The following is a 23,083-nucleotide window of genomic DNA, read 5'->3' on the forward strand; positions in this document are numbered from 1 at the left end:
CAGTACCCCGCGAAAGCACCAGTGTCGCAAACGAACAGTCACACCGCGCGCATTGTACGAATCGTCGCATCAGCATGTACAAACCGGACACTTCGCAAACGGCGGATCTTCCACCGGGCGGCTAAGCCGCAGGTCAGGACCGTCTTCCTCGCGCTCAGCGCCCCAGGACGGCCTGCATCACCGAGCGGGCGACCGGGGCGGCCAGGCCGCCGCCCGTGACGTCCGTGGCGTCGCTGTCCGCGATCACCACGGCGACGGCCACCGGCGGTACGGCGTCCGAGCCGGCCGGCCGGGCCCACGAGATGAACCAGGCGTACGGCGTCCCGGAGTTGTCCACCCCGTGCTGGGCGGTGCCGGTCTTGCCGCCGACCTCCGCGCCGCCGATCCGGGCGCTGCGCCCGGTGCCGTTCTCCACCACGTCGGTCATCAGCTTCCGCACCTGCCCGGCCACCGCCGGGCTCATCGCCTGCCGGTAGGCCTCCGGCCGCATCAACTGCACGGTGGTGCCGTCGCTCCTGGTCAGCCTGTCCACAAGCTGTGGATGCATCACGGTGCCGTTGTTGGCGGCCCCGGCCGCGACCATCGCCATCACCAGCGGGGTGGCCGCGGTGTCGAACTGGCCGATCGAGGAGAGCGCCAGCTGGGACGGGTTCATGCTGGTGTCGAAGTTGGAGCGCGCCGGGCGGACGGGGACGTCCAGCCTCGCGTCGTTGAAGCCGAAGGCCTCGGCCGTCGAGACCATCCCCTCCAGCCCGACCTGCACCCCGAGGTAGCCCATGGTGCTGTTGCAGCTGTGGACCATGGCGGTGTCCAGCGACTGCCCGGGCTCGTCGCAGGCCGTCGTGTCGTTGACCAGCGGCGTGGTGGTCCCCGGCATCACGTACGGGTAGGGCGCGTCGGTCGGCGCGTCGATGTCGCTGACCACGCCGTTCTGCAGCGCGGCCGCCGCGGTGACCACCTTGAAGGTCGAACCGGGCGGGTAGGTCTGGCGCAGCGCCCGGTTGAGCATCGGCTGGTCGGGGTCGGCCTGGAGCCTGTTCCAGGCCTCCTGGTCGGCGGCGGAGGAACCGGCGAAGCTCCCCGGGTCGTACGAGGGGGTGCTGGCCAGCGCCAGGATCCGGCCGGTGGCGGGCTCGATCGCGGCGACCGCGCCCTTCTGGTCCCCGAGCCCGCGCACCGCGGCCTGCTGGGCCGCCCGGTCGATGGTGGTGTGGACGTCGCCGCCGGGGTTCTGCTTCCGGGCGATGGCGTCCCAGACGGCCCAGCTCGCCAGCCGGCTGTCGGTGCCGGAGAGCAGGTCGTCCTCGGTCCCCTCCAGCTGGGTGTTGCCGTACGCCTGGGAGGAGTACCCGGTGACGGCCGCGTACAGCGGCCCGTCGGTGTAGGTGCGCTTGTAGTCGTACCGGCCGCCGGTCGGCTCGGAGCCGGTGATGCTGTCGGCGCCGACCCGGATGTTGCCGCGCGGCTGGGAGTAGCGCTCGATGGTGAGCCGCTGGTTGGCCTCGTTGCGGTTCAGCTCCTCGGCCCGGAACACCTGTACCCGGGTGGCCTGGACGCAGAGCGCCACGATCAGCAGCAGGCAGAAGGTGCCCGCCCGGCGCCCGGTGACCGAGATCCCGGGCAGGCCCTGCGGCCCGTTGCCCCTGCCGCGGCCCTCTCCCCCGTTCAGCGCCATCAGGCCTCCCCCGCCACCGGCCGCCGCGCGAGGTCACTCATGCGCACCAGCAGCGCGACGATGATCCAGTTGGTCACCACCGAGGAGCCGCCCTGTGCGACGAACGGCAGCGTCATCCCGGTCAGCGGGATGAGGTCCAGCACCCCTCCGGCCACCACGAACACCTGGAGGCCGACGATCGCGGCCAGCCCGATCGCCAGCAGCCGTCCGAACGGGTCCCGCAGCGCGATGCCGGTCCTGAACCCCCGGGAGACCAGCAGGGCGTACAGCAGGAGGACCGCCGTCAGCCCGGTCAGGCCGAGCTCCTCGCCGATGGTGGCCAGGATGAAGTCGGACTTGGCGGCGAAGCCGATCAGTACGGAGTGCCCGTTGCCGAGTCCGGTGCCCAGCTCACCTCCCCAGGCGAAGGCGAACAACGACTGGGCGATCTGGTTGGCGCCCCGGCCGGCGGCGATCGAGCCGAGCGGGTCCAGCCAGTCGCCGACCCGGCTGTGCACGTGCGGCGAGAGCCGGCCGACCCCGACCGCCGCCACTGCGGCCAGGAACAGCCCGATCGCGATCCAGCCGCTGCGCGCGGTGGCCACATAGAGCATCACCACGAAGAGGCCGAAGAAGAGCAGCGAGGTGCCGAGGTCGGTCTCCAGGACGAGGACGCCGACGAAGGCCGCCCAGATCAGCAGCACCGGTCCGAGCACCCGCCCGCGCGGCAGCTGGAACCGGAGGACCCGGCGGCCGGTCAGCGCCAGCGCGTCCCGGTGCACCGCCAGGTAGGCGGCGAAGAAGACCGCCAGCAGGATCTTGGCGAACTCCCCCGGCTGGAAGGAGAGCGGCCCGATCGTGATCCAGATCCGCGACCCGTACACCGGCGGGAAGAAGACCGGCAGCACCAGCAGCACCAGGGCCACCAGCGCGCCGATGTACGCGTAGCGCTGCAGCCGCTTGTGGTCGCGCAGCAGCAGGACGACGGCGATGAACAGGCCCACCCCGAGAGTGGACCAGAGCAGCTGGGTGGGCGCCGCGCCGCCGCCCCCCGTGGCCCGGTCCAGGCGGTAGATGACGACCAGGCCGATCCCGTTGAGCAGCACGCCGATCGGCAGCAGCAGCGGGTCGGCGTACGGCGCCTTCCAGCGGACCGCGGCGTGTGCCAGCAGTGCGAGCACGCCGAGCGCGCCACCGTACTCGGCCGCGTCGGCGGGCACCGTGCCGTCGATGTTGACGCCGACCTCGGCGTAGCCGTAGACGGCGGTCAGCACGGCGGCCAGGACCAGCACGAGCTCGGTGTTGCGCCGGGTCGGCACCGTCCGGCGCAGCCGGCCGGAGCCTCTCGTCACGGCGGAGGATGTCGCCACGGACCGTCCTGGTGTCCCTGCTGCGGTGGTGGTGCGGGGGCGGGGCCGTCGGAGGACGGCGATCGGGGCGGACGGGCGGCAGCGCCCGTCCGCCCCGACGTGAGCGGCTGGTCAGGAGGCCGGCGGCTCAGGCGGAGACCGGAGCGGGCTGTGGCCGGGACGCCTCGACGGTCGCCTTCAGCTCGGCCTCCGCCGCGGCGGAGAGCGAGGTCTGGATGATCTTCCCCCCGTAACGGGCCAGTGCCGGGAGGACCTTGTCCGCAGTGGCCTTGCGGACCAGCAGGAAGACGGCGGCGGTGCCCGGCTGGAGGTGCTCGCCGACCTCGCGCATGAAGTTGTCGTCCACCCCGATGTCGGTGGAGGCGCCCACCGCGGCGCCCGTGGCACCGCCGACCGCCGCGCCGAGGAACGGCATGAAGAACAGCAGGCCGATCACCCCGCCCCAGAGCGCCCCGGAGGCGGCTCCCGCGCCCGTGGTGCTGACCTGCTGGTGCAGCTTGATCCGGCCGTCCTCGCGGCGCTCGACGACGACCGCGTCCTCCAGGTCGATCAGCTTCCGCTTCTGCAGTCCGACCGCCTCGTTGCGCACCGCCCGGGCGGTGGCCAGATCCGGGTAGGCGATCGCGAAGAGGTTGCTCACGTGCTGGTCCTTCCAATCAGTCGGACGTACCGGCCGGGAGGGCGCACCGTCACGGAAGCACCCATGACCCGTTCGTCACCCTAACGAGCACTATCCATATGTATTGGCTCTTCCACCCGGTGTGTTCCGGATTACCCGTAGATCTCCCCGAGCCCGCCCGGAAACGGCCCCCGCACGCCGCCGCCACCCCACCGGGCGCACCAGCCCGCGCCCGGCGTCCGATCACCCACCGGCGCCCGGGAGTTCACGCCGGTTCCCGGCCGGCCGCGCACCGGACCTCGTTGGCCACGGCGAACTGATGATCCCTAGGATCTGCCGGGTGACTACCGGACGACGACCGAAGGCCAGGCTCGGCAGCCTGCTGGCCGCCCTGGCGATAACAGGCGGTGCGCTGCTCAGCGGCCTGCCCGCCCATGCCGACGAACCATCAGCCGGCGCCGCCGCCGGCAAGGAAGCCCCCCGGGTCGACCTCGTCCTGGACGTCAGTGGCTCCATGCGGGCCACCGACATCCAGGGCAAGAGCCGCATCGCGGTGGCCCAGCAATCCCTCAACGAGGTGATCGACGCCCTTCCCGCGGAAACCGAGTTCGGCATCCGCACCCTGGGCGCCAACTATCCCGGCGACGACAAGGCCCAGGGCTGCCAGGACACCAAGCAGCTGTTCCCGGTCGGCAAGACCAACAAGGTCGAGGCCAAGACCGCCGTCGCGACCCTGCGCCCGACCGGCTGGACCCCGATCGGCCTCGCCCTGCGCGGCGCCGCCCAGGACCTCGGCAAGGGCGAGACCACCCGACGGGTGGTGCTGATCACCGACGGCGAGGACTCCTGCGCCCCGCCGGACCCGTGCGACGTGGCCCGCGAGCTGGCCGCCCAGGGCATCCACCTGGTGGTCGACACCCTGGGCCTGGCGCACGACGACAAGACCCGCCAGCAGCTGCTCTGCATCGCCAACGCGACCGGCGGCACCTACACCGACGTGCGCACCCAGGAGCAGCTCACCGACAAGGTGAAGCAGCTGGTCGACCGCTCCAACGACACCTACACCGTGACGCCGGTCAAGACCGCGGGCACCGACAAGTGCGAGAGCGCCCCCGTCCTGACCCCCGGCGTCTACAGCGACCGGGAGAAGTTCTCCGAGCACCGCGTCTACCGCGTCCCGGTCAAGGCCGGACAGGAGCTGCGCGCCTCCGTCAGCGTCTCCGTGGACCGGGCCGTGGCCCGCGACTACGGCGTCCTGCTCCAGGCCACCAGCGCCACCGGCCAGGAGCTGGTCCGCGGCACCGACGCCGGCAGCGGCCGGACCGACGTGGTCTCCGCCGGCCTGCGCTGGTCCACCGGCGACTCCAAGGGCTACGCGTCGGCGACGCCGTCCGCCTCGCCCAGCGGCAAGCCGGAGACGACCGTCTGCCTGGTCGTCAGCAACTCGCTGGCCGCCCAGCCCGGCGTCCAGGCGGAGCCCGGCCTGCCGCTGGAGCTGACGGTCGACCTGGCCGCCGCCTCGCCCGCCCCGGACGGCCCGGCGATGGGTCTCGGCCGCGGCTGGATCCTGCTGCTGGTGCTCACCCTGGCCGGCCTGCTCACCGGCCTGATCTTCGGCTGGATCGCACGCTGGCGGATCGCTGTCTGGCGGGAGAACTGACCATGCGCACCTCTTTCCGTACCGCCCTGGCCGGTCTCGCCCTGCTCCCGGCCCTCGTGGTCGCGGCCCCGGCTGCCTCCGCCGCCTCGCCGTCCCCGACGGCGGGCGCGAGCGGCACCCCGGCACCGGTCACCAAGGCCGGGACGTCCTTCCTGACCGCCATCAACCTCGCCGCCGGCCAGGACGCCAACGTCTCCGCCTCCACCGGCGACTACCTGTACTGGGCGTTCGGCGCCTCCGAGGGCCAGACGCCGACGGTCGGCCTGACCGTCAACCTGGCGCCCTCGGCCGACCGCCACGGCCCGCAGAGCTGGAGCGTCGAGGTGTTCGACGGGCTGCGCCGCCGCCAGTCCTGCACCGCCGGCACCCAGAACGCGACCGCCGAGCCCGCCGCGGCCTCGCTCGCGCTGAGCTGCACCCTGCGCGAGGTCCGGTCCTGGGCCGAGCCGTGGTCCGGCGACCCGCTGCCCGGCACCTACTACGTCCGCCTGTCGGTCTCCGACGTCCCGCAGCCCGACCTCGGCCTCGCCGCCTCCGTCCAGCTGCACGTCGCCGCCAAGGGCGACGCGGACAACGCCCAGCCGGAGGGCGGCAACCTCAAGGCCCCGCTCGTCCCGCCGGCGGGAGGCGGCGCCGCGACCGCCAAGGCGGCCACACCCGAGGAGCCCGAGGAGCACTGGTACACCGGCTGGTTCTCCGGCTGGAACACCCGCTGGTTCTGGACCCTGGCCGGCGGCGCCCTGGCCGCCCTGGCAGGCGTCGCGGGCTACACCCTCACCCGCCACCCGCGCGGCCACCGTCCGGCCCGCTACGGCAGCGTGCCGCCGCAGGCCGGGGCCCCGCAGCCGGGCCCGTACGCGGGCTCCGGCCAGCCCTGACGGACCCCGCCCCACCCCCCGGGGGCCGGCCGGAGCACCCGCCCCGGCCGGCCCCCGGCCGTTTCGCCGCCGAGGGCGCCACCGGCCACGACTGCGTCCACCACGCACCCTGCGCGGCGGCCGGCATACCCGAGTGATCATCGTCACACCGCCCAACCGGAGCCCCGCCGAAGTCGCCTGAGCCCTCGTCCGGCATCCTTTCCCCCACAACGCAGAAGTCCCGCCCGATCTGATGATCGGGCGGGACTTCCTGTTGGGTGGAGCTGAGGGGATTCGAACCCCTGACCCCCTCGATGCGAACGAGGTGCGCTACCGGACTGCGCCACAGCCCCAACGAGAAGAAACTTTAGCACCTTTCCGAGGGGGCTCGTGACCACCCCCCGGGACGCCGTCCCGGCCGGCGTCCCGGCGCGGTCATTCGTTGGCCGCGCGGGGGCGGGTCTCGGGGGCCTGCGCTTCGGCGTACTGGTCGAAGAGCGGCGTGGTGCGGGCCTCGGTGGGGCGGCCGGCCGTCCAGGTTCCCGGGGCCGACAGGTCGAGGCCGCGGGTGACCCGGGGGGCCACCGGGGCGGTGACGTAGGTCGGCAGCGGGACGGGGACGGGCTCCCAGGAGTCCGGGCCGGCCGCACCGCGCTCGCGCATGCCGTCGACCCACTCCTCGTGCTCGGTCGCCTCCGCCACGGCCGAGGCCGAGGCCGCACCGGTGGTGGCGGCCGGCGCGGGGTCGGCCTGGTCCGGGTCGGTGGCGAGCCGCAGGTGGGGGCGGGCGCGGACGGGCTCCTCGGGGGCGTCCGGCAGCGGCTCCTCGGCCGGCCGGGCCTCGGCGCGCCGCTGCTCGCGCTTGCGCAGCCGCTCGGCGGCCTGGGCCGCCCGGGCGCGGTCGAGCTTCACCTCGTACCGCAGGCGCTCCAGCCTCCGCAGGTGGCCGATGTAGAGGGTGAGGAAGACGGCCGGCACGGCCGGGACCCAGAGGAAGGCCAGACCTGCCACCGCCGCGACGACCGCGCCGAACGCGAACGCCAGGAAGAGGACGCTGACCATCCGGCGCCGCCGGGCCAGCAGCCGGGCCCGGCGCTCGGCCCCGGCCCGCCGCTCGGCGGTCTCCTCGGCGGTCCGCTCGGCCGTGTGCCCCGCGGGGGGCTCCACGGGGTGTTCGGCCGGGCCGTCCGCCGGGGCTCCCGCCTCGCCGTCCGCCGGGGTGTTCCCGGGGTCGCCGGAGGCGGCCTCGTCCCGTCCGGGAGGGCCGTCCTTGCTCTGCTCGTCGTCACGCGGTTCGTCGCCCAGGGCCCGGGATGCCCGCCGCTCCAGCGCCGAACGCCCGGCCAGCAGGCGGATGGCGGTGCTGAAGCGTTCCGTCGGGCGCGCCTCGTTGAGCTCGTCCTGCCTGCGGAGCCACATCGGCACGAGATAGGCGGCCCAGGCCCCTACGATGACGGCGTAGATAAGGCCGCTACTGCTCACGTTTCACACCGTACGGGCGCCGGGGAAGGCCTGGCAGCAATTTGGCACGGCGTGTCGTGTGATCAAGCTGATTCTCCGACTATTTTGCCGGTATTTGTGCCCGTCCGTCGCCACGCCGATGCCATATCGATATTTCTTTCGAACATATATTCAATTACCCGGACGCCTGCCGGAACTGATCGCCCGCCAGCGCTCCAGCATCCCCTCGGGGACCTCCTCGGCGGTGAGCGCGTACACCAGGTGGTCCCGCCAGTCGCCGTCGATGTGCAGATAGCGGGGCCGCATTCCCTCCGAGCGGAAACCGAGCTTTTCCACCACGCGCCGGCTCGGGCCGTTCTCGGGACGGATGCAGACCTCGATCCGGTGGAGCCCGAGGGTGCGGAAACAGTGGTCCACCGAAAGCGCCACCGCGGCCGGCATGATGCCCCGGCCGGCCACCGCCTCGTCGATCCAGTAGCCGACGTTGGCCGAGCACATCGAGCCCCAGGTGATCCCGCCCACGGTCAGCTGGCCGACCAGCTGCCCCTTGTAGAGCACGACGAAGGGCAGCATCCGGCCGGCCGAGGCCTCGCCGCGCAGGAACCGGACCATCTGCCGGTAGGTCGGCCGAGGGCCGGCGCCCTGGTCGGCCGGGCCGGGCGGCACGGTGGCCTCCCAGCGGCGCAGCCAGTCCCGGTTGCGCCGGCTGACCTCCTGCCACTCGCGCTGGTCGCGGGCCCGGATCGGGCGCAGCACGACCTCCCCCTCGTGGAGCTCTACCGGCCAGCCGGCGTTCAGTGCGCTCTCCCGGAGTCAGGTGCGTCGGGCCGGGGGTGGTCCCCGCCGCCGAGCTGGTCGACGGCGTGGGCGAGCAGCGGCTCCAGGACGGCCAGGCCGTCCTTGACGCCGCCGGTCGAGCCCGGCAGGTTGACGATCAGGGTACGTCCGGCGAGGCCGGCCAGTCCGCGGGAGAGCGCGGAGGTCGGGACCTTCACGCGGCCCTGGGCCCGGATGGCCTCGGCGATGCCGGGGACCTGCCGGTCGATGACACGGGCGGTCATCTCGGGAGTGAGGTCCATCGGGGAGATGCCGGTGCCGCCGGTGGTCAGCACCACGTCGTAGCCGGCCGCGACGGCCTCCCGCAGGGCCGCCTCGACCGGTTCGCCGTCCGGGACGACCCGGGGGCCGTCGGCGGTGAAGCCCATCGCGCGCAGGCCGGCCACCAGCAGCGGGCCGCCCTTGTCCTCGTAGACGCCGGCCGAGGCCCGGTTGGAGACGGTGACGGCGAGCGCCCGCCCGGCCGACGCGCTCACGCGCCCGCCTCCGGGGTGAACCAGTCGCCGCTCTTGCCACCGGTCTTGCTGAGCACCCGGACGGCCTCGATGGTGGCGCTCTTGTCGACGGCCTTGACCATGTCGATCACGGTGAGGCCGGCCACCGCGACGGCGGTGAGCGCTTCCATCTCGACGCCGGTGCGGTCGGCGGTCTTCACGGTCGCGGTGATCTCGACCGCGTCGTCGGCGACGGAGAGGTCCACCGTGACCCCGGAGACCGCGATCGGGTGGCAGAGCGGAATGAGGTCCGGGGTCTTCTTGGCGCCCATGATCCCGGCGATCCGGGCGACGGCAAGGGCGTCGCCCTTGGGCACGCCCTCGCCGCGCAGCAGCTCGACCACGCGCGGGGAGACCCGGACCCGGCCGGCCGCGACGGCGGTGCGCGCGGTGGTGGCCTTCTCCGAGACGTCGACCATCCGGGCCGCGCCCTGGTCGTCGACGTGGGTGAGGCGGTCGCCGGGGGGTGAGGTGCTCACGGGTGCTCCAGGGGGCGCGCAGGTCGAATACCGCGCTACCGTACCCCCCGTCCCGGCCGGGGCGTGGGACGGGCCGTGTCCGCGGGACGGCCCGCCGCGCCGGCCGGTCAGCCGCCGAGCAGGACGACGTCCACCTCGCTGCCGGCGGGCAGCTCGGTGACGTCCTCGGGGACGGTGATCAGGCAGTCCGCCCGGGCCAGCGCGCCGACCAGGTGGGACCCGGCCCCGCCCACCGGCTCGACCACGCCGGCCGCGGCGTCGTACCGGCCGCGCAGGAACTGCCGACGGCCGGCGGGCGAGCGCAGCGCCGACCGGCAGAGCGCCCGGACCACCGGGCGGTGGACGTCGGCGGCGCCGAGCATGGTGCGGATCACCGGGCGGACGAACAGCTCGAAGGAGATGTAGGCGCTGACCGGGTTGCCGGGCAGGGCCATCAGCGGCACGCCGGAGCCGTCGGCCCCGGCGCCGATCCGGCCGAAGCCCTGCGGCTTGCCGGGCTGCATCCGCAGCCGGCGGAAGTCCACCCCGCCGTAGGACTCGAAGACCTCCTTGACCACGTCGTACGCGCCGACGCTGACGCCGCCGCTGGTGACGATCAGGTCGGCCCGGCCGAGCTGGTCCTCCAGGACGGCGCGCAGCCGCGCCGCGTCGTCGGGCACGCCGCCGACGCGGTAGGCGATGGCGCCGGCGTCCCGCGCCGCGGCGGTGAGGGTGAAGCTGTTGGAGTCGGAGATCTGGCCGGGGCCGACCGGCTCGCCGGGCTGGACCAGCTCGCTGCCGGTGGAGAGGACCACCACGCGCGGGCGCGGACGGACCTTCACGGTGGCCCGGCCGATCGCGGCGAGCAGGCCGAGCTGGGCGGGGCCGAGCCGGGTGCCTGCCTCCAGTACCCGCGAGCCGGCGGCGACGTCGCTGCCGCGGCGGCGGATGTGGGCGCCCTCGGAGACCGGGCGCAGCACCCGGACCTCCTCGTCCTCGACGGCGGCGGCCATCGCGTCGGCGGCCTGCCCGCTGCCGCTGCCGCCGTCGGTCCACTCGGCCGGGGCGACGGCCTGGGCGCCGGGCGGGACGGGGGCGCCGGTCATGATGCGGGCGGCCTGGCCCGGGCCGACCTTCGGCAGGTCGCCGGCGCCGGCGGCGATGTCCCCGACCACGGCGAGGGCCGAGGGGTACTCGGCGGTGGCGCCGGCGGTGTCGGCGGTGCGGAGCGCGTAGCCGTCCATCGAGCTGTTGTCGAAGGGCGGCAGGTCGCCGTCGGCCAGGACGTCCTCGTCGAGCCGGCAGCCCTGGGCGTCGAGCAGCTGGAGCTCGATCGCGGGCAGCGGGCCGACGGCGGCCAGGACGTCGGCGAGGTGCTCGTCGACCGTCCAGAGCCCACCGGAGCGAGCGGCCGGTGCCGGGTCCGCGGGTCCCCCGCAGCAGGCGGCGGGGGTGGTGTTGCCCTCCGTGGACCCGGTCATCGGCTCACTCGCTCTCTGTCGTCGGTCAGTCCTGGAGCTCGGAGGCGACGAACTCCCGGAGCCAGGAGCGGAACTCCGGGCCGAGGTCCTCGCGCTCGGAGGCCAGTCGGACGATAGCGCGCAGGTAGTCCGAGCGGTCACCGGTGTCGTAGCGGCGGCCCTTGAAGAGGACGCCGTACACCTGGCCGCCGGTCTCCGGGGCGCGGGTGGTCAGCTCGCGCAGGGCGTCGGTGAGCTGGATCTCACCGCCGCGGCCGGGCGGGGTCTCGCGCAGCACGTCGAAGACCGAGGGGTCGAGGACGTAGCGGCCGATGACGGCGTAGTTCGAGGGGGCCTCGGCGGTCTCGGGCTTCTCGACCAGGTCGGTCACCTGGAAGACGTCCTCGCCGAAGCCGTTGGCCTTGACGGCGGCGCAGCCGTAGAGGTGGATCTGGGAGGGGTCGACCTCCATCAGCGCGACGACCGAGCCGCCGAGCTCCTGCTGGACCTCGATCATGCGGGCGAGCAGCGGGTCGCGCGGGTCGATCAGGTCGTCACCGAGCAGGACGGCGAAGGGCTGGCCGGCGACGTGCTGCTCGGCGACCGAGACGGCGTGGCCGAGGCCCTTGGGGTCGCCCTGGCGGACGTAGTGCATGTTGGCCAGGTCGACGGACTCGCGGACCCGGCGCAGGCGGTCCTGGTCGCCCTTGCGGGCGAGCAGCTCCTCCAGCTCGTAGGCGCGGTCGAAGTGGTCCTCGAGGGCGCGCTTGTTGCGGCCGGTGACCATCAGTATGTCGGACAGCCCGGCGGCGGCGGCCTCCTCGACGACGTACTGGATCGCCGGCTTGTCGACGACCGGCAGCATCTCCTTCGGAGTGGCCTTGGTCGCCGGGAGGAAGCGGGTACCCAGTCCGGCGGCGGGGACCACGGCCTTGGTTACCGGCGGTCGAGAGCTGGTCGTCGTCATGCGATTTACCTTACTAAGGCATGTTTACGCCTGGCCGAGCGCGGTGGACCGGTGGTGACAGCACGTTGCTGGGCCCGGCCACGATGGCAGGCAGAGGTGGGGTGACGGGAGAGGCGAGGGTGTCCCCACCGGCACAGGCCGACAGACTACCCGCCTTTCCCGAACGCTCGTGCTCGGCGGTGGGACGGCCGTGCGACCGCGGGGAGAGCGTTCCGCGCCAGCAGTCCCCACCGGCCGCCCGGGCCTCGGCCAGGGCCCGGTCGGCGGCCCGGAGCAGCACGGCGGCGTGCGTGCCGTCCTCCGGCAGCACCGCGACGCCGACGGCGGCGGTCAGCCCGTTGCCGTGCGGGCGGCGGTCCTCGCGCGGGCCGGAGGACCAGTCCAGCAGCAGGTGGCGGCGGACCGACCAGACCAGCCGCTCGGCGACCTGCGCGGCACCCTGCGCGCCGGTGTCCGGCAGCACGACCATGAACTCCTCGCCGCTGTACCGGCCGAACGTGTCCGAGCGGCGGATCTCCATGCCGAGCCGCTGGGCGAGGTCGCGCAGCACGGCGTTGGCCCGGGCCCGGCCGTGCTCGGCGACGACCGCCTCGAAGCCCGCGATCTCCAGCAGCAGCAGGGCCACCGGGCGCGGCCCGTCCTGCTGCTCGGCCTGCTCGGCGCGGCGGGCCCGCTCGATCTCCCCGTCCAGGGTGAGCTGGAGGTGCCGGTAGTTCCAGACGCCGGTGAGCGGGTCGCAGGAGGCGGTGCGCTCCAGCTCGGCGCAGCGGGCCTCCAGTCCGGCGACGCGCTCGCGCAGCCCGGCCTCGCGGGCGGCCGCGCCCCGGTCGCGGCGGCGCTGTCGCAGTCCGAGCGCGGTGGCGCCGGCCAGCGCGGGGGCACTCAGCGCGGCCAGGGCCTGGACCAGCAGCGGGGTGGACATCGGGGTGCCTTCCGCGTGTCAGGCTCTGGGCGTCGCCCGCACAGAGCTGGGGAGGATCGAGCCGTGGAGGATCCCATGCACAACGAGAAGAGCGCGCTGAGGACACGGCTGTTGTCGCAGCGGCGCGCACTGGCACCGGAGGTCCGCGAGGCGGCCGCGAAGGAGCTGGCCGGGCACGCCGGGGAGCTGGCCGCGCCGGGTGCCACGGTGGCCGCCTACGTCTCGGTCGGCGCCGAGCCGGGCACCCGGCCGCTGCTGGACGCGCTGCTGGCGCGCGGGGTGCGGGTGCTGCTGCCGGTGCTGCTGGCCGACAACGACCTGGACTGGGCCGCGTACGAGGGCCCCGGGGCGCTGGCCCCGGCCGGGCGCGGGCTGCTGGAGCCGGTCGGCGGCCGGCTCGGGCCGGAGGCGGTGACCGGGGCGGAGCTGGTGCTGCTGCCGGGCCTGGCGGTGGACCGGCAGGGGCTGCGGCTGGGCCGGGGCGGCGGCTCGTACGACCGGGTGCTGGCCCGGCTGGGGCGGGCCGGCGTACGGCCGCTGCTGGCGGTGCTGCTGTACGAGCACGAGCTGCTGGCGAGCGTGCCGGCCGAGCCGCACGACCTGCCGGTGGACGTGGCGCTCACGCCGTCGGGGCTGCACCGCCTCGGCGCGGGCGCGCCGGGCCGGTAACGGCCGCGGCCCCGCCCTCCCCGGTGCGGGGTGGGCGGGGCCGCGGTCCTGCGGCGGGTCAGCCGGTGGTCAGCACCAGCTTGTTCTTGGCCGACTTCTCGACCGCGTCCGGCGAGAAGGCCCAGGTCAGCAGCTTGCCGTCGAGCCAGAGGTCGGTCTGGTCGTTGTAGTTGGGGTGGAAGGCGTGCCCGGAGGCGCCGCCGACGTTGATCCAGCGCGAGGCGTCGAGGTCGCTCATGTCGACCACCATCCGCATCGACGGGATCCAGTCCACCTCGTACCCGGCGGCCGCGTTCCAGCCGGCCGCGTCGACCGCCGCCGTACCGCCCGAGAGGCGGTACGGGCCGCGGTTGAGCAGCTTGTGGACGATGCCGGAGGCGATCGACGAGTCGTCGGTCCCCATGGTCTGCTCGCGCAGCGTCAGCTTGTGCAGGCGGCCCCAGCTCCAGGTGGAGACGTCCTTGCTGAGCAGCGAGGTGAGGTCCTGACGGGCGTTCTTCATCGCCTCGGCGAGCAGGTTGTCCAGGCCCTTCTGCTCCTTGTGCTCCGAGTCGATGTACGTCCACCAGCCGCTGTCGGGCTTGTCCAGCTGCTGGCGCACCACCTCGGTCCAGCGGTCGCCGCCGTCCGGCTGGGCCTTGCCCGGGTCGCGGGTGCCGCACTCGGTGACGATCTGGGTGCTGCTGTCCGGCTTGGTCGGGTCGGTCTGCCGGCGGACCAGCAGGCAGTTGTCCTTGGCCCGCAGGTCGGCCGGGAACTTCTGGCCGAAGGAGAGGCTGAGCAGCTGGCGCCAGACGCCGTTGTAGTAGGCGGCGGCGGCGGAGTCGGCGTCCTGGTGGTAGTTCCAGTCCTTCAGGAGGTCCTGCGCCTCGCGCACGTACGGGTCGTCGATCTGCACCTTGAGCAGCAGCGGGACCAGCTTCTTCGCGAGGATGCCGGTGTTGTCGAGCTGCATCTCCTGCATGTCGTCCGGCGAGATCCTGCCGTTGTTCTTGAGCTTGGCCTCGATCTGGTCGGTGATCTCCTTGGCCCGGGTGCCGTACTCCCAGTCCTTGGTCAGCAGGTACTTGTACGAGGGGTCGACCACGGCCTGGTTGGCGGTGACGATGTAGCCGGCCGGGGGGTTGTAGCTGTACGGCAGGGCGGTGAAGGGGATGGAGCCCTTCCACTGGTAGGCGGAGTCCCAGCCGGGGGCCGGGTAGGTGCCGTCGCCCTTGCCGCGCACGGGGATGTCGCCGGGGGCCTGGTAGCCGATGACCTTGGAGTCGGCGTAGATCAGGTTCTGCGCGGGGACGGCGAAGTCCTTGGCGGCGGCCCGGAAGTCGTCCCAGCCCTTGGCGCGGTCCAGCTCGAAGACGGCGTCCATGGTCTTGCCGGGACTGAGCGCCGTCCACTGCAGGGCGACGCCGTAGCCGCCGGTGCCGCGGTCGGGGGCGGCCGTGCCGTTCGGCGCGTACTTGCCGACGTTCTGCTGCTCGGTGCTCTGGTCGGAGATCAGCGGTGCGCCGGTCTGCGTGGTGCGGACGGTGATGGTGCGGTCCTCGCCGCCGGCGACCTTGATGGTCTCCTTGCGCAGCGCGAACTTCGCCTCCTTGCCGTCCACCAGGTACGTCTCCGGGCCGGTGACCTTCTCCAGGAAGAGGTCGGTGACGTCGGCGCCGAGGTTGGTGAAGCCCCAGGCGATGTCCTTGTTGTGGCCGATCACCACGCCCGGCATGCCGGCGAAGGTGAAGCCCGAGACGTCGTACTGGCAGGCGGCCGAGACGGTCCGGCAGTGCAGGCCCATCTGGTACCAGACCGAGGGCAGGCCGGGGCCGAGGTGCGGGTCGTTGGCCAGCAGCGGCTTGCCGGTCGTGGTGTGCGAACCGGCGACCGCCCAGGAGTTGGATCCGATGCCCTGGCCCTGACGGCCGAGCAGCTGCGGCATCGCGTCGATCCGGTCGGTGACGTCCTTCAGCATCGCCTTGGTGGCGGCGGCGCCCTGGGCGGCGGAACCGGTGCCGGGCGCGCCGGCGGCCGGGGCGGCGCCGTCGGCGGGGCGGTAGGTGTCGCCGCTGACGGTGCCGGTCCTCACGATCGTGCCGTTGCTCGCGTACGGGTACTCCGGGTACAGCTCGGCGATCTTCTCCGGGCTGAAGTCCTGGGCGAGCAGCGAGCGGTCGATCTCCTCCTGGAGGTTCCCGGAGAGGTTCCAGGCCATCGCCTTCAGCCAGGACACCGAGTCGACGGGCGTCCACTGCTCGGGCTTGTAGCCGCCGTTGACGACGCCGAGCAGCGTGTACTCCAGCGAGGCGCTCTGGCCGCCGGGGTGTTCGCCGAGCCAGGCGTTGACGCCGTCCGCGTAGGCCTGGAGGTACTTCTTGGTCTCCGGCGCGAGCTTCTCGTCGAACTCCTTCTGCGCCACCTGGCGCCAGCCCATGGTGCGGATGAAGGAGTCGGTCTCGACCTGGCCGTCGCCGAACATCTCGGAGAGGCGGCCGGCGGTGATGTGCCGCCGGACGTCCATCTCCCAGAACCGGTCCTGGGCCTGGACGTAGCCCTGGGCCCGGAAGAGGTCCTCGCCGGTGTCGGCGTAGAGCTGGGGGATGCCGTTGGCGTCCCGCTTGACGTCGACCGGCGCGCTCAGGCCCGCCACCTTGACGCTGCCGTCGACCTCCGGGAACGACGCGCGGACCGCGGCCACCCCCCGGTAGCCGCCGTAGCCGGTGCCGGCCACCAGCAGCACGACCAGCACGATCACGATCAGACGGGCGCGCCGGAACTTCTTCGAGCGGGGCATCTGGGTCCTTGCGGTCCTCGACTGGGGAGCAGGTGGGCATGTCCAGGGCACTCGGCCATGACAGGGCACCACATTAGGCCGACTCGGCTGGCGGGCGTGCACGGGGGACGCCCACGGTGGGATCCGGGGAGGTCAGAGAACCGCAGGCGGGAGGCCGGTGTGAAAGGTGAAGCTAAAGATATGGCAAAATGTTAGACTGAGTAACGATCCGCAAGGGGAGCAATCGGCGTTCGCCGGCCCGCCCCCTTCCGGCCGTCGACTCCTCCGGCCTCACCGCCGTCAGACACCCCGCCCGCCCCCAGCCTGCCCGAGGTGCCCCTGCGTGAACGTCGACCACCTGAACCAGCTGCTCCTCGAGTTCTCCGTGATCCTGCTGGTCGCGGTGGTCGCCGTGCGCATCTCGACCCGGTCGGGACTGCCCAGCCTGCTGATCTACCTCGGCATCGGCGTCGCCCTCGGCCAGAACGGCCTCGGCGTCTCCTTCAACAACGCCGCCCTCACCCAGGTGCTCGGCTACGCCGCCCTGGTGGTGATCCTGGCCGAGGGCGGTCTCAAGACCAGCTGGCGCGAGGTCAGACCGGTGATGCCCGCCGCCACCGTGCTCGCCACCGTCGGCGTCGGGGTCAGCGTCTTCGTCACCGCCGCCGGCGCCCACTGGCTGGTCGGCCTCGACTGGCGGACCTCCATGCTGCTCGGCGCGATCGTCTCCTCGACCGACGCCGCGGCCGTCTTCTCCGTCCTGCGGATGGTGCCGCTGCCGCACCGGCTGACCGGCCTGCTGGAGGCGGAGTCCGGCTTCAACGACGCGCCCGTGGTCATCCTGGTCGTGGCCTTCGCCACCGCGGGCGAGATGGACTCCTGGTACGTGCTGGTCGGCACGATCGTCGCCGAGCTGGCGATCGGCGCGGCCGTCGGCTTCGCGATCGGCAGGATCGGCGCGTTCGGGATCAAGCACGTCGCGCTGCCGTCCTCCGGCCTCTACCCGATCGCGGTCATGGCGCTCACCGTGCTCGCCTACGCGGGCGGCGCCCTGCTGCACGGCTCCGGCTTCCTCGCCGTCTACATCAGCGCCGTCATCCTCGGCAACGCCAAGCTGCCGCACGGACCGGCCGTCCGCGGCTTCGCCGACGGGCTGGCCTGGATCGGGCAGATCGGCATGTTCGTGCTGCTCGGCCTGCTCTGCACCCCCGAGTCGATGGGCTCGGCCGTGGTGCCCGCGCTGGTGATCGGCGCGGTGCTGGTCTTCCTGGCGCGGCCGCTCTCGGTGGTGCTGACCCTCACGCCGTTCAGGCTCCCCGTGCGCGAACAGGCGCTGCTGAGCTGGGCCGGGCTGCGCGGGGCGGTGCCCATCGTGCTGGCCACCATCCCGATGGTGTCGGGCGCCCCGATGGCCCAGGAAGTCTTCAACATCGTCTTCATCCTGGTCGTGGTGTTCACCCTGCTCCAGGGCCCCACCCTGCCCCTGGTGGCCAAGTGGCTGCGGATCGGCGAGGGCTCGATGGGACAGGACCTCGGCATCGAGTCCGCCCCGCTGGAGAAGCTGCACGGGCACCTGCTGTCGGTGGCACTGTCACCGGACTCGAAGATGTCCGGCGTGGAGGTCAGCGAGCTGCGACTGCCGGCCGGGGCAGCGGTCACCCTGATCGTCCGCGAGGGGAGCAGCTTCGTACCGGACAAGGCGACCGTGCTGCGCGGCGGCGACGAGCTGCTGGTGGTCACCACCGACGAGGTGGGCGAGGCCGCGGAGCGGCGGCTGCGGGCCGTGGACAAGGGCGGCAAGCTCGCCGGGTGGCTGAACGGGCGGGGGGCCTGAGGGGGCCGGGCGGGGGCCCGGGAGTGACCGGGCAGCGGGACCCGAAGTGGCTGAACGGGCGCTCCGGCCTGCGACTTGAGGGGTTCGCCCGCCGTTCACCTTCAATTGGCAGGACGGGTTTGGACAGACCCTGTATTGTGGAGGCAAGCGCGACATCTACGCGCGTATAAGTATGATGGATGAAACACCCCAGCATCTGCCTGACGCAGAGTTGGCGCGACCGCTCGGCGGCTGCGGCCTGACCCCCGGCAACCACGCCGGGCCGGCCCGGTAACTACCCCGGTCGACGCGCGAGAGGACGACTCTCGGCGCCGTCGGGGCCACCCCATGCCCCTTCCGCGCTACCAGGCAGCAGGAAGGACCGACCGTGACGGCCCGCCGAACGGTCGACAACAGCGGCGTCCCCGTGGACGCCCCCTCCGACGCCGAGGCGCCCGCCCGCATCGGCTACGGCGCGCTGCTGCGCACCCCGGGCGCCTGGACGTTCCTGGCGCCCGCGTTCGCCGCGCGGCTCCCGTACGCCATGCTGAGCCTGGGCATCCTGCTGCTCGTCTTCGACACCCACGGCTCGTACGGCACCGCCGGCACCGTCGCGGCCGTCTCGGCCGTCGCCCAGGCCCTCGTCGGGCCGCAGACCGGCCGGCTGGCCGACCGGTACGGCCAGGCGGCCGTCCTGGTGCCGAGCGTGATCGTGCACGCCGTCTCGGTCGGCGTGCTGATCGCGCTGGCCCTCGGCCACGCCCCCGTCTGGGCCCTGCTGCTGGCCGCCGCCCCGGCGGGTGCCAGCGTGCCGCAGATCGGCGCGATGGTCCGCTCCCGCTGGGTCGCCAAGCTCTCCACCGAGGGCGCGCCCGCGGCCAAGCTGAACACCGCGTTCGCCTTCGAGTCGGTGACGGACGAGTTCACCTTCGTGATCGGCCCCGTGCTGGCCAGCGCCATCGCCACCTCGGTGAACCCCTCGGCCGGGCTGATCGCCGAGGCCGCGCTGACCGTCGCCGGCGGGCTCGCCTTCGCCGCCCAGCGCCGCACCGCCCCGGCCCGCCACCCGCACCAGCCGGGCGCCCGCCGGGTCTCCGCGCTGTCCTCGCCCGGCGTCCGGCTGCTGGCCGGCGCGTTCCTGGGCGTCGGCACCGTCTTCGGCGGGATGCAGGTCTCCGTCACCGCCTTCACCGAGTCCGTCGGCCAGCCCGGCGCCAACGGCACGGTCTACGGGATCTTCGCCGGCGGCTCGATGCTGGCCGGCGTGCTCTACGGCATGATCGCCTGGCGCCGCGCCGCCCGGCATCGGATGCTGGCCAGCTACGCGCTGCTGGTGCTGGGCTGCTCGACGCTCTGGGCGATGCCCAACCTGGTCGCGCTGTCCGTCGCCGGCCTGGTCTGCGGCCTGGCCATCGCGCCGACCCTGATCACCGGGTACACCCTGGTCGAGACGCTGGTCGCGGACGGCGCCAAGACCGAGGCCTTCACCTGGCTGACCGGCGCCATCGGCCTCGGCCTGGCGACCGGTTCCACGGTGGCCGGGCGGCTGATCGACGGCCACGGGCCGTCGGCCGGGTTCCTGGTGCCGGTGGCCGGCGCCGGGCTGGGCCTGGTCGCACTGGTCGCACTGCGGCACCTGCTGGTCGCGCCGGGGGCGGCGAGCACCCCGGTGGTCGTCGCCGGTGGCGAGCGGTCCGTGGCGCGGCAGCTGGTCGGTGCGGCCGAGCGCTGAGCAGAGCGCGTACAACACGCGTGCGGGGGGCGCCAGGCGGCGCCCCCCGTCTCATCTCACATTCGAGTCGCTGGACTGATCCAGCGGAATGCCGCATCATTGACCATCGTTAGCACTCATCAGGCGAGAGTGCCAGGAGGAAGACAAGTGCCCACGTACCAGTACCAGTGCACCGAGTGCGGCAACGGCCTGGAGGCGGTGCAGAAGTTCACCGACGAGGCGCTGACCACGTGCCCCGAATGCCAGGGACGGCTCCGCAAGGTCTTCTCGGCCGTGGGTGTGGTCTTCAAGGGTTCCGGCTTCTACCGGACCGACAGCCGCTCGTCCTCCAGCAGCTCGGTGGGCGCGGGTTCGTCCTCGTCGTCCTCGTCGGCAGCCCCGGCCTCGTCCTCGGGCGGCTCCGCCCCCGCGGCGAGCCCCGCCCCGGCGGCCGCGGCGAAGCCGGCCGGCTGATCCCAGGCTTTCGAAGGGCCCGTTGACCCCGCTCCGGCGGGGTCGGCGGGCCCTTCGTCGTGCTGGGCCCGGAAGTGGTTTCCGTGCGGGGCCCGGGACGGGTTCCTGTACGGGCGGGGCGGGTATCCGTGCGGGGCCCGGGGTGGGTTCCCGTGCGGGGCCCGGGGTGGGTTTCCGCATGGGCCTGGGATCGCATTCCCGGGGTCGCTGAATTCACCCGTGCGGGTGACGGAGGTTATCCACAACCCCGGGTTTTCCACAGGCCTGGGGAAAGGACTTCCGCCGGGCTCGCGGGCGGCCCAGAGTGTGCGTCACGAGAAGCCGGTCCGCAGCGGGCCGGCGCCCTGCGACCACCGGCGGTGCCCATGACGACCACGAGCCTCCCCCTTCCGTTCCCGCTCCCCGCGCCCGCCGTCCCGCCCCGCCGGGAGGTGCCGTCGTTCCCGCCGATCCGGCGCGGGTCCGGCCGCCTCCACCGGCTCCGGCAGGCCGTCCGGTACCGGCCCGGGCCGCCGGCCCTGCTCCTGCTCGCCGTGGCGGCGGCGCTGGCGTTCGGGCCCGCGCGGGCGGGCCTGTCGCCGCCGGGCGCCGAGCCCGTCCACCAAACGGGTTGTCAATCGGGGGCCGCCGAAGATCACCCGTAACCGGACAACGACTTCGTCGTTCACGCGGCATGAAAGGCTTCAAGGAATTCCTGCTGCGCGGAAATGTCGTCGACCTCGCCGTCGCCGTGGTCATCGGCGCGGCTTTCACCAACATCGTCAACGCCTTCGTCAAGGGCGTGATCAATCCGCTCGTCGGCGTGTTCGGGGCCAAGGACCTGGCCTCCTACAGCTCCTGCCTCAAGGGCCCCTGCGAGGTGAGCGCGACCGGGGAGGTGACGTCCGGCATCTTCATCCTCTGGGGCTCGGTGCTGAGCGCGATCCTGCAGTTCCTGATCACTGCGGCCGTCGTCTACTTCTGCCTGATCCTGCCCATGACCAGGTTCACCGCCAAGCGGAAGACCCTTGCCGAGCTCCAGGCGGAGGCGGAGGCCAAGGAGGTCACCCTGCTCACCGAGATCCGCGACGCGCTGGTCGCGCCCCAGCGCTGAGCCCCGGCCGCCCGGGTCGGCGGCCGCCCGGAGGCGCCCTGCGCGGTGCGGCACGCCCCGGTCAGTCGCCGTGGTGCGGCGGGCGCTGGCTCAGGTACCAGTCCAGCCCCCGCCCACTGCTCTCCCCCGCTGCCGGGCGGTCGCCCCAGCCGCTGTCGGTGTCGTCCCGGGACTGCTGGTCCAGCGGGTCGCGGAAGACCAGGCGGGCCTTCGGCGCCGCTTGGTCGGCGGCGCCGGAGCCGTTCCCCGCGGCCGTCGTGGGGTCCGTGCCGTCCTGCACGGGCTTCTGCTCGGTCACCGGTCGGCCTCCGTCTTGCACGTTGTCCACTCCTCCAGCCTAGAAGCTCCCGGCACCGGGCCGGGCCCCGGAGCCGGCCCCGGGCCCGCGGCCGGGCCGCCGTCCGGGCGCACGTGGGCCCCGGCGCGGAACGCTCCGCACCGGGGCCGACGGCGGCGGCCGAGGCCGCCGGGAGACCCCGTCAGGCAGCCTCGAAGCCCGCGTGGTCGGCGATCTTCTTCAGCTCGGCCAGCGCGTGCTTCTCGATCTGGCGGATCCGCTCGCGGGTCAGCCCGTGCTGCTTGCCGACCTCGGTCAGCGTCCGCTCGCGGCCGTCCTCCATCCCGTACCGGGACCGGATGATCGACGCCGTGCGGTCGTCCAGCCGCCCGATCAGGTCGTCCAGTTCCTCGCGGCGGAGCATGACCATCACGGCGTCCTCCGGGGACGTCGCCCCGGTGTCCTCTACGAGGTCGCCGAACTGGGTCTCGCCCTCGTCGTCGACCGACATGTTCAGGCTCACCGGGTCGCGCGCCCAGTCCAGCACGTCCTTGATGCGCGCCTCGGTGGTGTCCAGCTCGGCCGCGATCTCGGCCGGATCGGCCTCGCGGCCCAGCTCCTTGGACTTCTCGCGCTGCACCCGCCGGATCCGGCCGAGCTCCTCGACCAGGTGGACGGGCAGCCGGATCGTCCGCGACTGGTCGGCGATCGACCGGGTGATCGCCTGCCGGATCCACCACGTCGCGTAGGTGGAGAACTTGAAGCCCTTCGCGTAGTCGAACTTCTCGACCGCCCGGACCAGGCCCGCATTGCCCTCCTGGATGAGGTCCAGGAGCGGGAGGCCGCTGCGCGGGTAACGCCGGGCGACGGCCACCACCAGACGGAGGTTGGAGCGGATGAAGACGTCCTTGGCGCGTTCCGCGTCCTCGGCTATCGCCTCCAGCTCCTCACGCTTCACACCCTTGGGCGGCTCTCCCTCCTCCAGCAGGTGCTGGGCGTACACGCCGGCCTCGATCCGCAGCGAGAGCTCGACCTCCTCGGCGGCATCGAGCAGGGGCGTCCTGGCGATCTCGTCGAGGTACATACCGACCAGGTCACGGTCGGCCTCAAGGTTGGTCGGGCGGGCCGCGCGAGTCCGGTCGGCCCTGTCGCGAACGACGGCACGGGTGGCCATGCTTGCTCCCTTTGCTGGTGCTGCCGAGGTCTGCCCACCTGCCCCGTCGGGGCGGGAAGGGCAAGAAGTGCGGGCCCCTCGGGGCTCACACGTAACGATCCAACGAACAGATTCCGGACAACATTCCCAAGTCGCTCAGATTCTTCCAGCGATGCAGTATCCTGCCGGTTTTCACCCCGGCAATGGACGGAGGGTGACCACTCCGGTACATCCGGTGCCAGCGGGGCGACCGGTTCGGAACGGTGCGCCCCCCGGGGCCCGGGCGGGGCGCCGCCGGGGTCGACCCCGGAGCAAGTACACGACTCCTCCGCGAACCCTCCACGCACCCCGCCCTCTCCCTCGTGAACCGCCGCAG

20 protein-coding genes and 1 tRNA gene are annotated in these 23,083 nt (G+C 73.2%); 7 read left to right on the top strand and 14 right to left on the bottom strand.

Annotation, left to right across the window (positions count from 1 at the left end; genetic code table 11):
- Positions 1 to 154: 154 nt before the first annotated feature.
- From C2142_RS15625 to C2142_RS15635, 3 genes are all read right to left on the bottom strand, one after another.
- Positions 155 to 1,675 (bottom strand): penicillin-binding transpeptidase domain-containing protein, encoded by a 1,521-nt coding sequence (locus C2142_RS15625; RefSeq protein WP_148643207.1) that lies wholly within the window; start codon positions 1,673 to 1,675, stop codon positions 155 to 157.
- Positions 1,675 to 3,024 (bottom strand): FtsW/RodA/SpoVE family cell cycle protein, encoded by a 1,350-nt coding sequence (locus C2142_RS15630; protein ID WP_241002604.1) that lies wholly within the window; start codon positions 3,022 to 3,024, stop codon positions 1,675 to 1,677. The genes C2142_RS15625 and C2142_RS15630 overlap by 1 nt, the downstream gene beginning before the upstream one ends.
- 127 nt (positions 3,025 to 3,151) lie before the next feature.
- The gene (locus C2142_RS15635) at positions 3,152 to 3,664 is read right to left on the bottom strand and encodes a DUF1269 domain-containing protein (RefSeq protein ID WP_148643208.1); all 513 of its coding nucleotides are present in this window, start codon (positions 3,662 to 3,664) and stop codon (positions 3,152 to 3,154) included.
- A gap of 319 nt (positions 3,665 to 3,983) precedes the next feature.
- Here C2142_RS15635 and C2142_RS15640 point away from each other — a divergent pair, with 319 nt between their 5' ends.
- Together C2142_RS15640 and C2142_RS15645 are read left to right on the top strand one after the other, a co-directional pair.
- Positions 3,984 to 5,303, top strand: coding sequence for a VWA domain-containing protein (locus tag C2142_RS15640; protein WP_241002605.1), 1,320 nt, complete (start codon positions 3,984 to 3,986; stop codon positions 5,301 to 5,303).
- Between the two features lie 2 nt (positions 5,304 to 5,305).
- On the top strand, positions 5,306 to 6,181 hold the full coding sequence (locus C2142_RS15645) for a peptidase (RefSeq protein WP_148643210.1): 876 nt from the start codon (positions 5,306 to 5,308) through the stop codon (positions 6,179 to 6,181).
- 258 nt (positions 6,182 to 6,439) lie between these two features.
- Here C2142_RS15645 and C2142_RS15650 read toward each other — a convergent pair.
- The 8 genes from C2142_RS15650 to C2142_RS15685 all read right to left on the bottom strand — a co-directional run bounded on the left by C2142_RS15650 (position 6,440) and on the right by C2142_RS15685 (position 12,759).
- Positions 6,440 to 6,513: transfer RNA gene (locus C2142_RS15650), tRNA-Ala, on the bottom strand.
- A gap of 82 nt (positions 6,514 to 6,595) precedes the next feature.
- Positions 6,596 to 7,642: a gephyrin-like molybdotransferase receptor GlpR gene (glpR, locus tag C2142_RS15655; protein ID WP_148643211.1), complete on the bottom strand. Its 1,047-nt coding sequence runs from the start codon at positions 7,640 to 7,642 to the stop codon at positions 6,596 to 6,598.
- A 150-nt stretch (positions 7,643 to 7,792) separates the two neighbouring features.
- Entirely contained in the window at positions 7,793 to 8,419 is a 627-nt protein-coding gene (locus C2142_RS15660; RefSeq protein ID WP_148643212.1) for a GNAT family protein, read from the bottom strand.
- Positions 8,416 to 8,934, bottom strand: a complete 519-nt coding sequence (locus C2142_RS15665; protein WP_148643213.1) for a MogA/MoaB family molybdenum cofactor biosynthesis protein — start codon at positions 8,932 to 8,934, stop codon at positions 8,416 to 8,418. The genes C2142_RS15660 and C2142_RS15665 overlap by 4 nt, the downstream gene beginning before the upstream one ends.
- Positions 8,931 to 9,431 carry a cyclic pyranopterin monophosphate synthase MoaC gene (moaC, locus tag C2142_RS15670; RefSeq protein WP_148643214.1) on the bottom strand — a complete coding sequence of 167 codons (501 nt, stop codon included), beginning with the start codon at positions 9,429 to 9,431 and terminating at the stop codon, positions 8,931 to 8,933. The genes C2142_RS15665 and moaC overlap by 4 nt, the downstream gene beginning before the upstream one ends.
- Positions 9,432 to 9,538: 107 nt before the next feature.
- Positions 9,539 to 10,891, bottom strand: a complete 1,353-nt coding sequence (gene glp / locus C2142_RS15675; RefSeq protein ID WP_148643215.1) for a gephyrin-like molybdotransferase Glp — start codon at positions 10,889 to 10,891, stop codon at positions 9,539 to 9,541.
- Positions 10,892 to 10,916: 25 nt separating this feature from the next.
- Positions 10,917 to 11,837 (bottom strand): UTP--glucose-1-phosphate uridylyltransferase GalU, encoded by a 921-nt coding sequence (gene galU, locus C2142_RS15680; protein WP_148643216.1) that lies wholly within the window; start codon positions 11,835 to 11,837, stop codon positions 10,917 to 10,919.
- Positions 11,838 to 11,850: 13 nt separating this feature from the next.
- Positions 11,851 to 12,759 carry a GGDEF domain-containing protein gene (locus tag C2142_RS15685; protein WP_148643217.1) on the bottom strand — a complete coding sequence of 303 codons (909 nt, stop codon included), beginning with the start codon at positions 12,757 to 12,759 and terminating at the stop codon, positions 11,851 to 11,853.
- A gap of 75 nt (positions 12,760 to 12,834) precedes the next feature.
- Between C2142_RS15685 and C2142_RS15690 the strand changes: the two genes are divergently transcribed.
- Positions 12,835 to 13,428: a 5-formyltetrahydrofolate cyclo-ligase gene (locus C2142_RS15690; protein WP_148644811.1), complete on the top strand. Its 594-nt coding sequence runs from the start codon at positions 12,835 to 12,837 to the stop codon at positions 13,426 to 13,428.
- Between the two features lie 58 nt (positions 13,429 to 13,486).
- Here the strand turns inward: C2142_RS15690 and C2142_RS15695 are convergent, their stop codons facing one another.
- On the bottom strand, positions 13,487 to 16,207 hold the full coding sequence (locus tag C2142_RS15695) for a penicillin acylase family protein (protein ID WP_148643218.1): 2,721 nt from the start codon (positions 16,205 to 16,207) through the stop codon (positions 13,487 to 13,489).
- Between the two features lie 322 nt (positions 16,208 to 16,529).
- Between C2142_RS15695 and C2142_RS15700 the strand changes: the two genes are divergently transcribed.
- The 4 genes from C2142_RS15700 (at position 16,530) to mscL (ending at position 21,277) form a co-directional block, all read left to right on the top strand.
- Positions 16,530 to 18,020: a potassium/proton antiporter gene (locus C2142_RS15700; RefSeq protein ID WP_148643219.1), complete on the top strand. Its 1,491-nt coding sequence runs from the start codon at positions 16,530 to 16,532 to the stop codon at positions 18,018 to 18,020.
- Between the two features lie 406 nt (positions 18,021 to 18,426).
- Positions 18,427 to 19,731: an MFS transporter gene (locus tag C2142_RS15705; protein WP_174315706.1), complete on the top strand. Its 1,305-nt coding sequence runs from the start codon at positions 18,427 to 18,429 to the stop codon at positions 19,729 to 19,731.
- Positions 19,732 to 19,878: 147 nt separating this feature from the next.
- A complete protein-coding gene (locus C2142_RS15710) occupies positions 19,879 to 20,184 on the top strand; it encodes an FmdB family zinc ribbon protein (protein ID WP_148643221.1) in 306 nt (101 codons plus the stop codon).
- 673 nt (positions 20,185 to 20,857) lie between these two features.
- Positions 20,858 to 21,277 (top strand): large conductance mechanosensitive channel protein MscL, encoded by a 420-nt coding sequence (gene mscL / locus C2142_RS15715; protein WP_148643222.1) that lies wholly within the window; start codon positions 20,858 to 20,860, stop codon positions 21,275 to 21,277.
- Between the two features lie 61 nt (positions 21,278 to 21,338).
- Here mscL and C2142_RS15720 read toward each other — a convergent pair whose 3' ends face one another.
- Together C2142_RS15720 and C2142_RS15725 are read right to left on the bottom strand one after the other, a co-directional pair.
- Positions 21,339 to 21,575, bottom strand: coding sequence for a hypothetical protein (locus C2142_RS15720; protein ID WP_148643223.1), 237 nt, complete (start codon positions 21,573 to 21,575; stop codon positions 21,339 to 21,341).
- Between the two features lie 181 nt (positions 21,576 to 21,756).
- Positions 21,757 to 22,728 (bottom strand): sigma-70 family RNA polymerase sigma factor, encoded by a 972-nt coding sequence (locus tag C2142_RS15725; protein ID WP_148643224.1) that lies wholly within the window; start codon positions 22,726 to 22,728, stop codon positions 21,757 to 21,759.
- Positions 22,729 to 23,083: the final 355 nt, after the last annotated feature.

Origin of the sequence: Streptomyces sp. CB01881 (assembly GCF_002953255.1) — a bacterium.
Classification (GTDB): Bacteria; Actinomycetota; Actinomycetes; order Streptomycetales; family Streptomycetaceae; genus Kitasatospora.

What these genes read in the sequence shown, in the direction of transcription:
- C2142_RS15625 (WP_148643207.1), bottom strand. Translation starts at nt 1,675, where the DNA reads ATGGCGCTGAACGGGGGAGAGGGCCGCGGCAGGGGCAACGGGCCGCAG.
- C2142_RS15645 (WP_148643210.1), top strand. Translation starts at nt 5,306, where the DNA reads ATGCGCACCTCTTTCCGTACCGCCCTGGCCGGTCTCGCCCTGCTCCCG.
- glp (WP_148643215.1), bottom strand. Translation starts at nt 10,891, where the DNA reads ATGACCGGGTCCACGGAGGGCAACACCACCCCCGCCGCCTGCTGCGGG.
- galU (WP_148643216.1), bottom strand. Translation starts at nt 11,837, where the DNA reads ATGACGACGACCAGCTCTCGACCGCCGGTAACCAAGGCCGTGGTCCCC.
- C2142_RS15685 (WP_148643217.1), bottom strand. Translation starts at nt 12,759, where the DNA reads ATGTCCACCCCGCTGCTGGTCCAGGCCCTGGCCGCGCTGAGTGCCCCC.
- C2142_RS15690 (WP_148644811.1), top strand. Translation starts at nt 12,835, where the DNA reads ATGCACAACGAGAAGAGCGCGCTGAGGACACGGCTGTTGTCGCAGCGG.
- C2142_RS15695 (WP_148643218.1), bottom strand. Translation starts at nt 16,207, where the DNA reads ATGCCCCGCTCGAAGAAGTTCCGGCGCGCCCGTCTGATCGTGATCGTG.
- mscL (WP_148643222.1), top strand. Translation starts at nt 20,858, where the DNA reads ATGAAAGGCTTCAAGGAATTCCTGCTGCGCGGAAATGTCGTCGACCTC.
- C2142_RS15725 (WP_148643224.1), bottom strand. Translation starts at nt 22,728, where the DNA reads ATGGCCACCCGTGCCGTCGTTCGCGACAGGGCCGACCGGACTCGCGCG.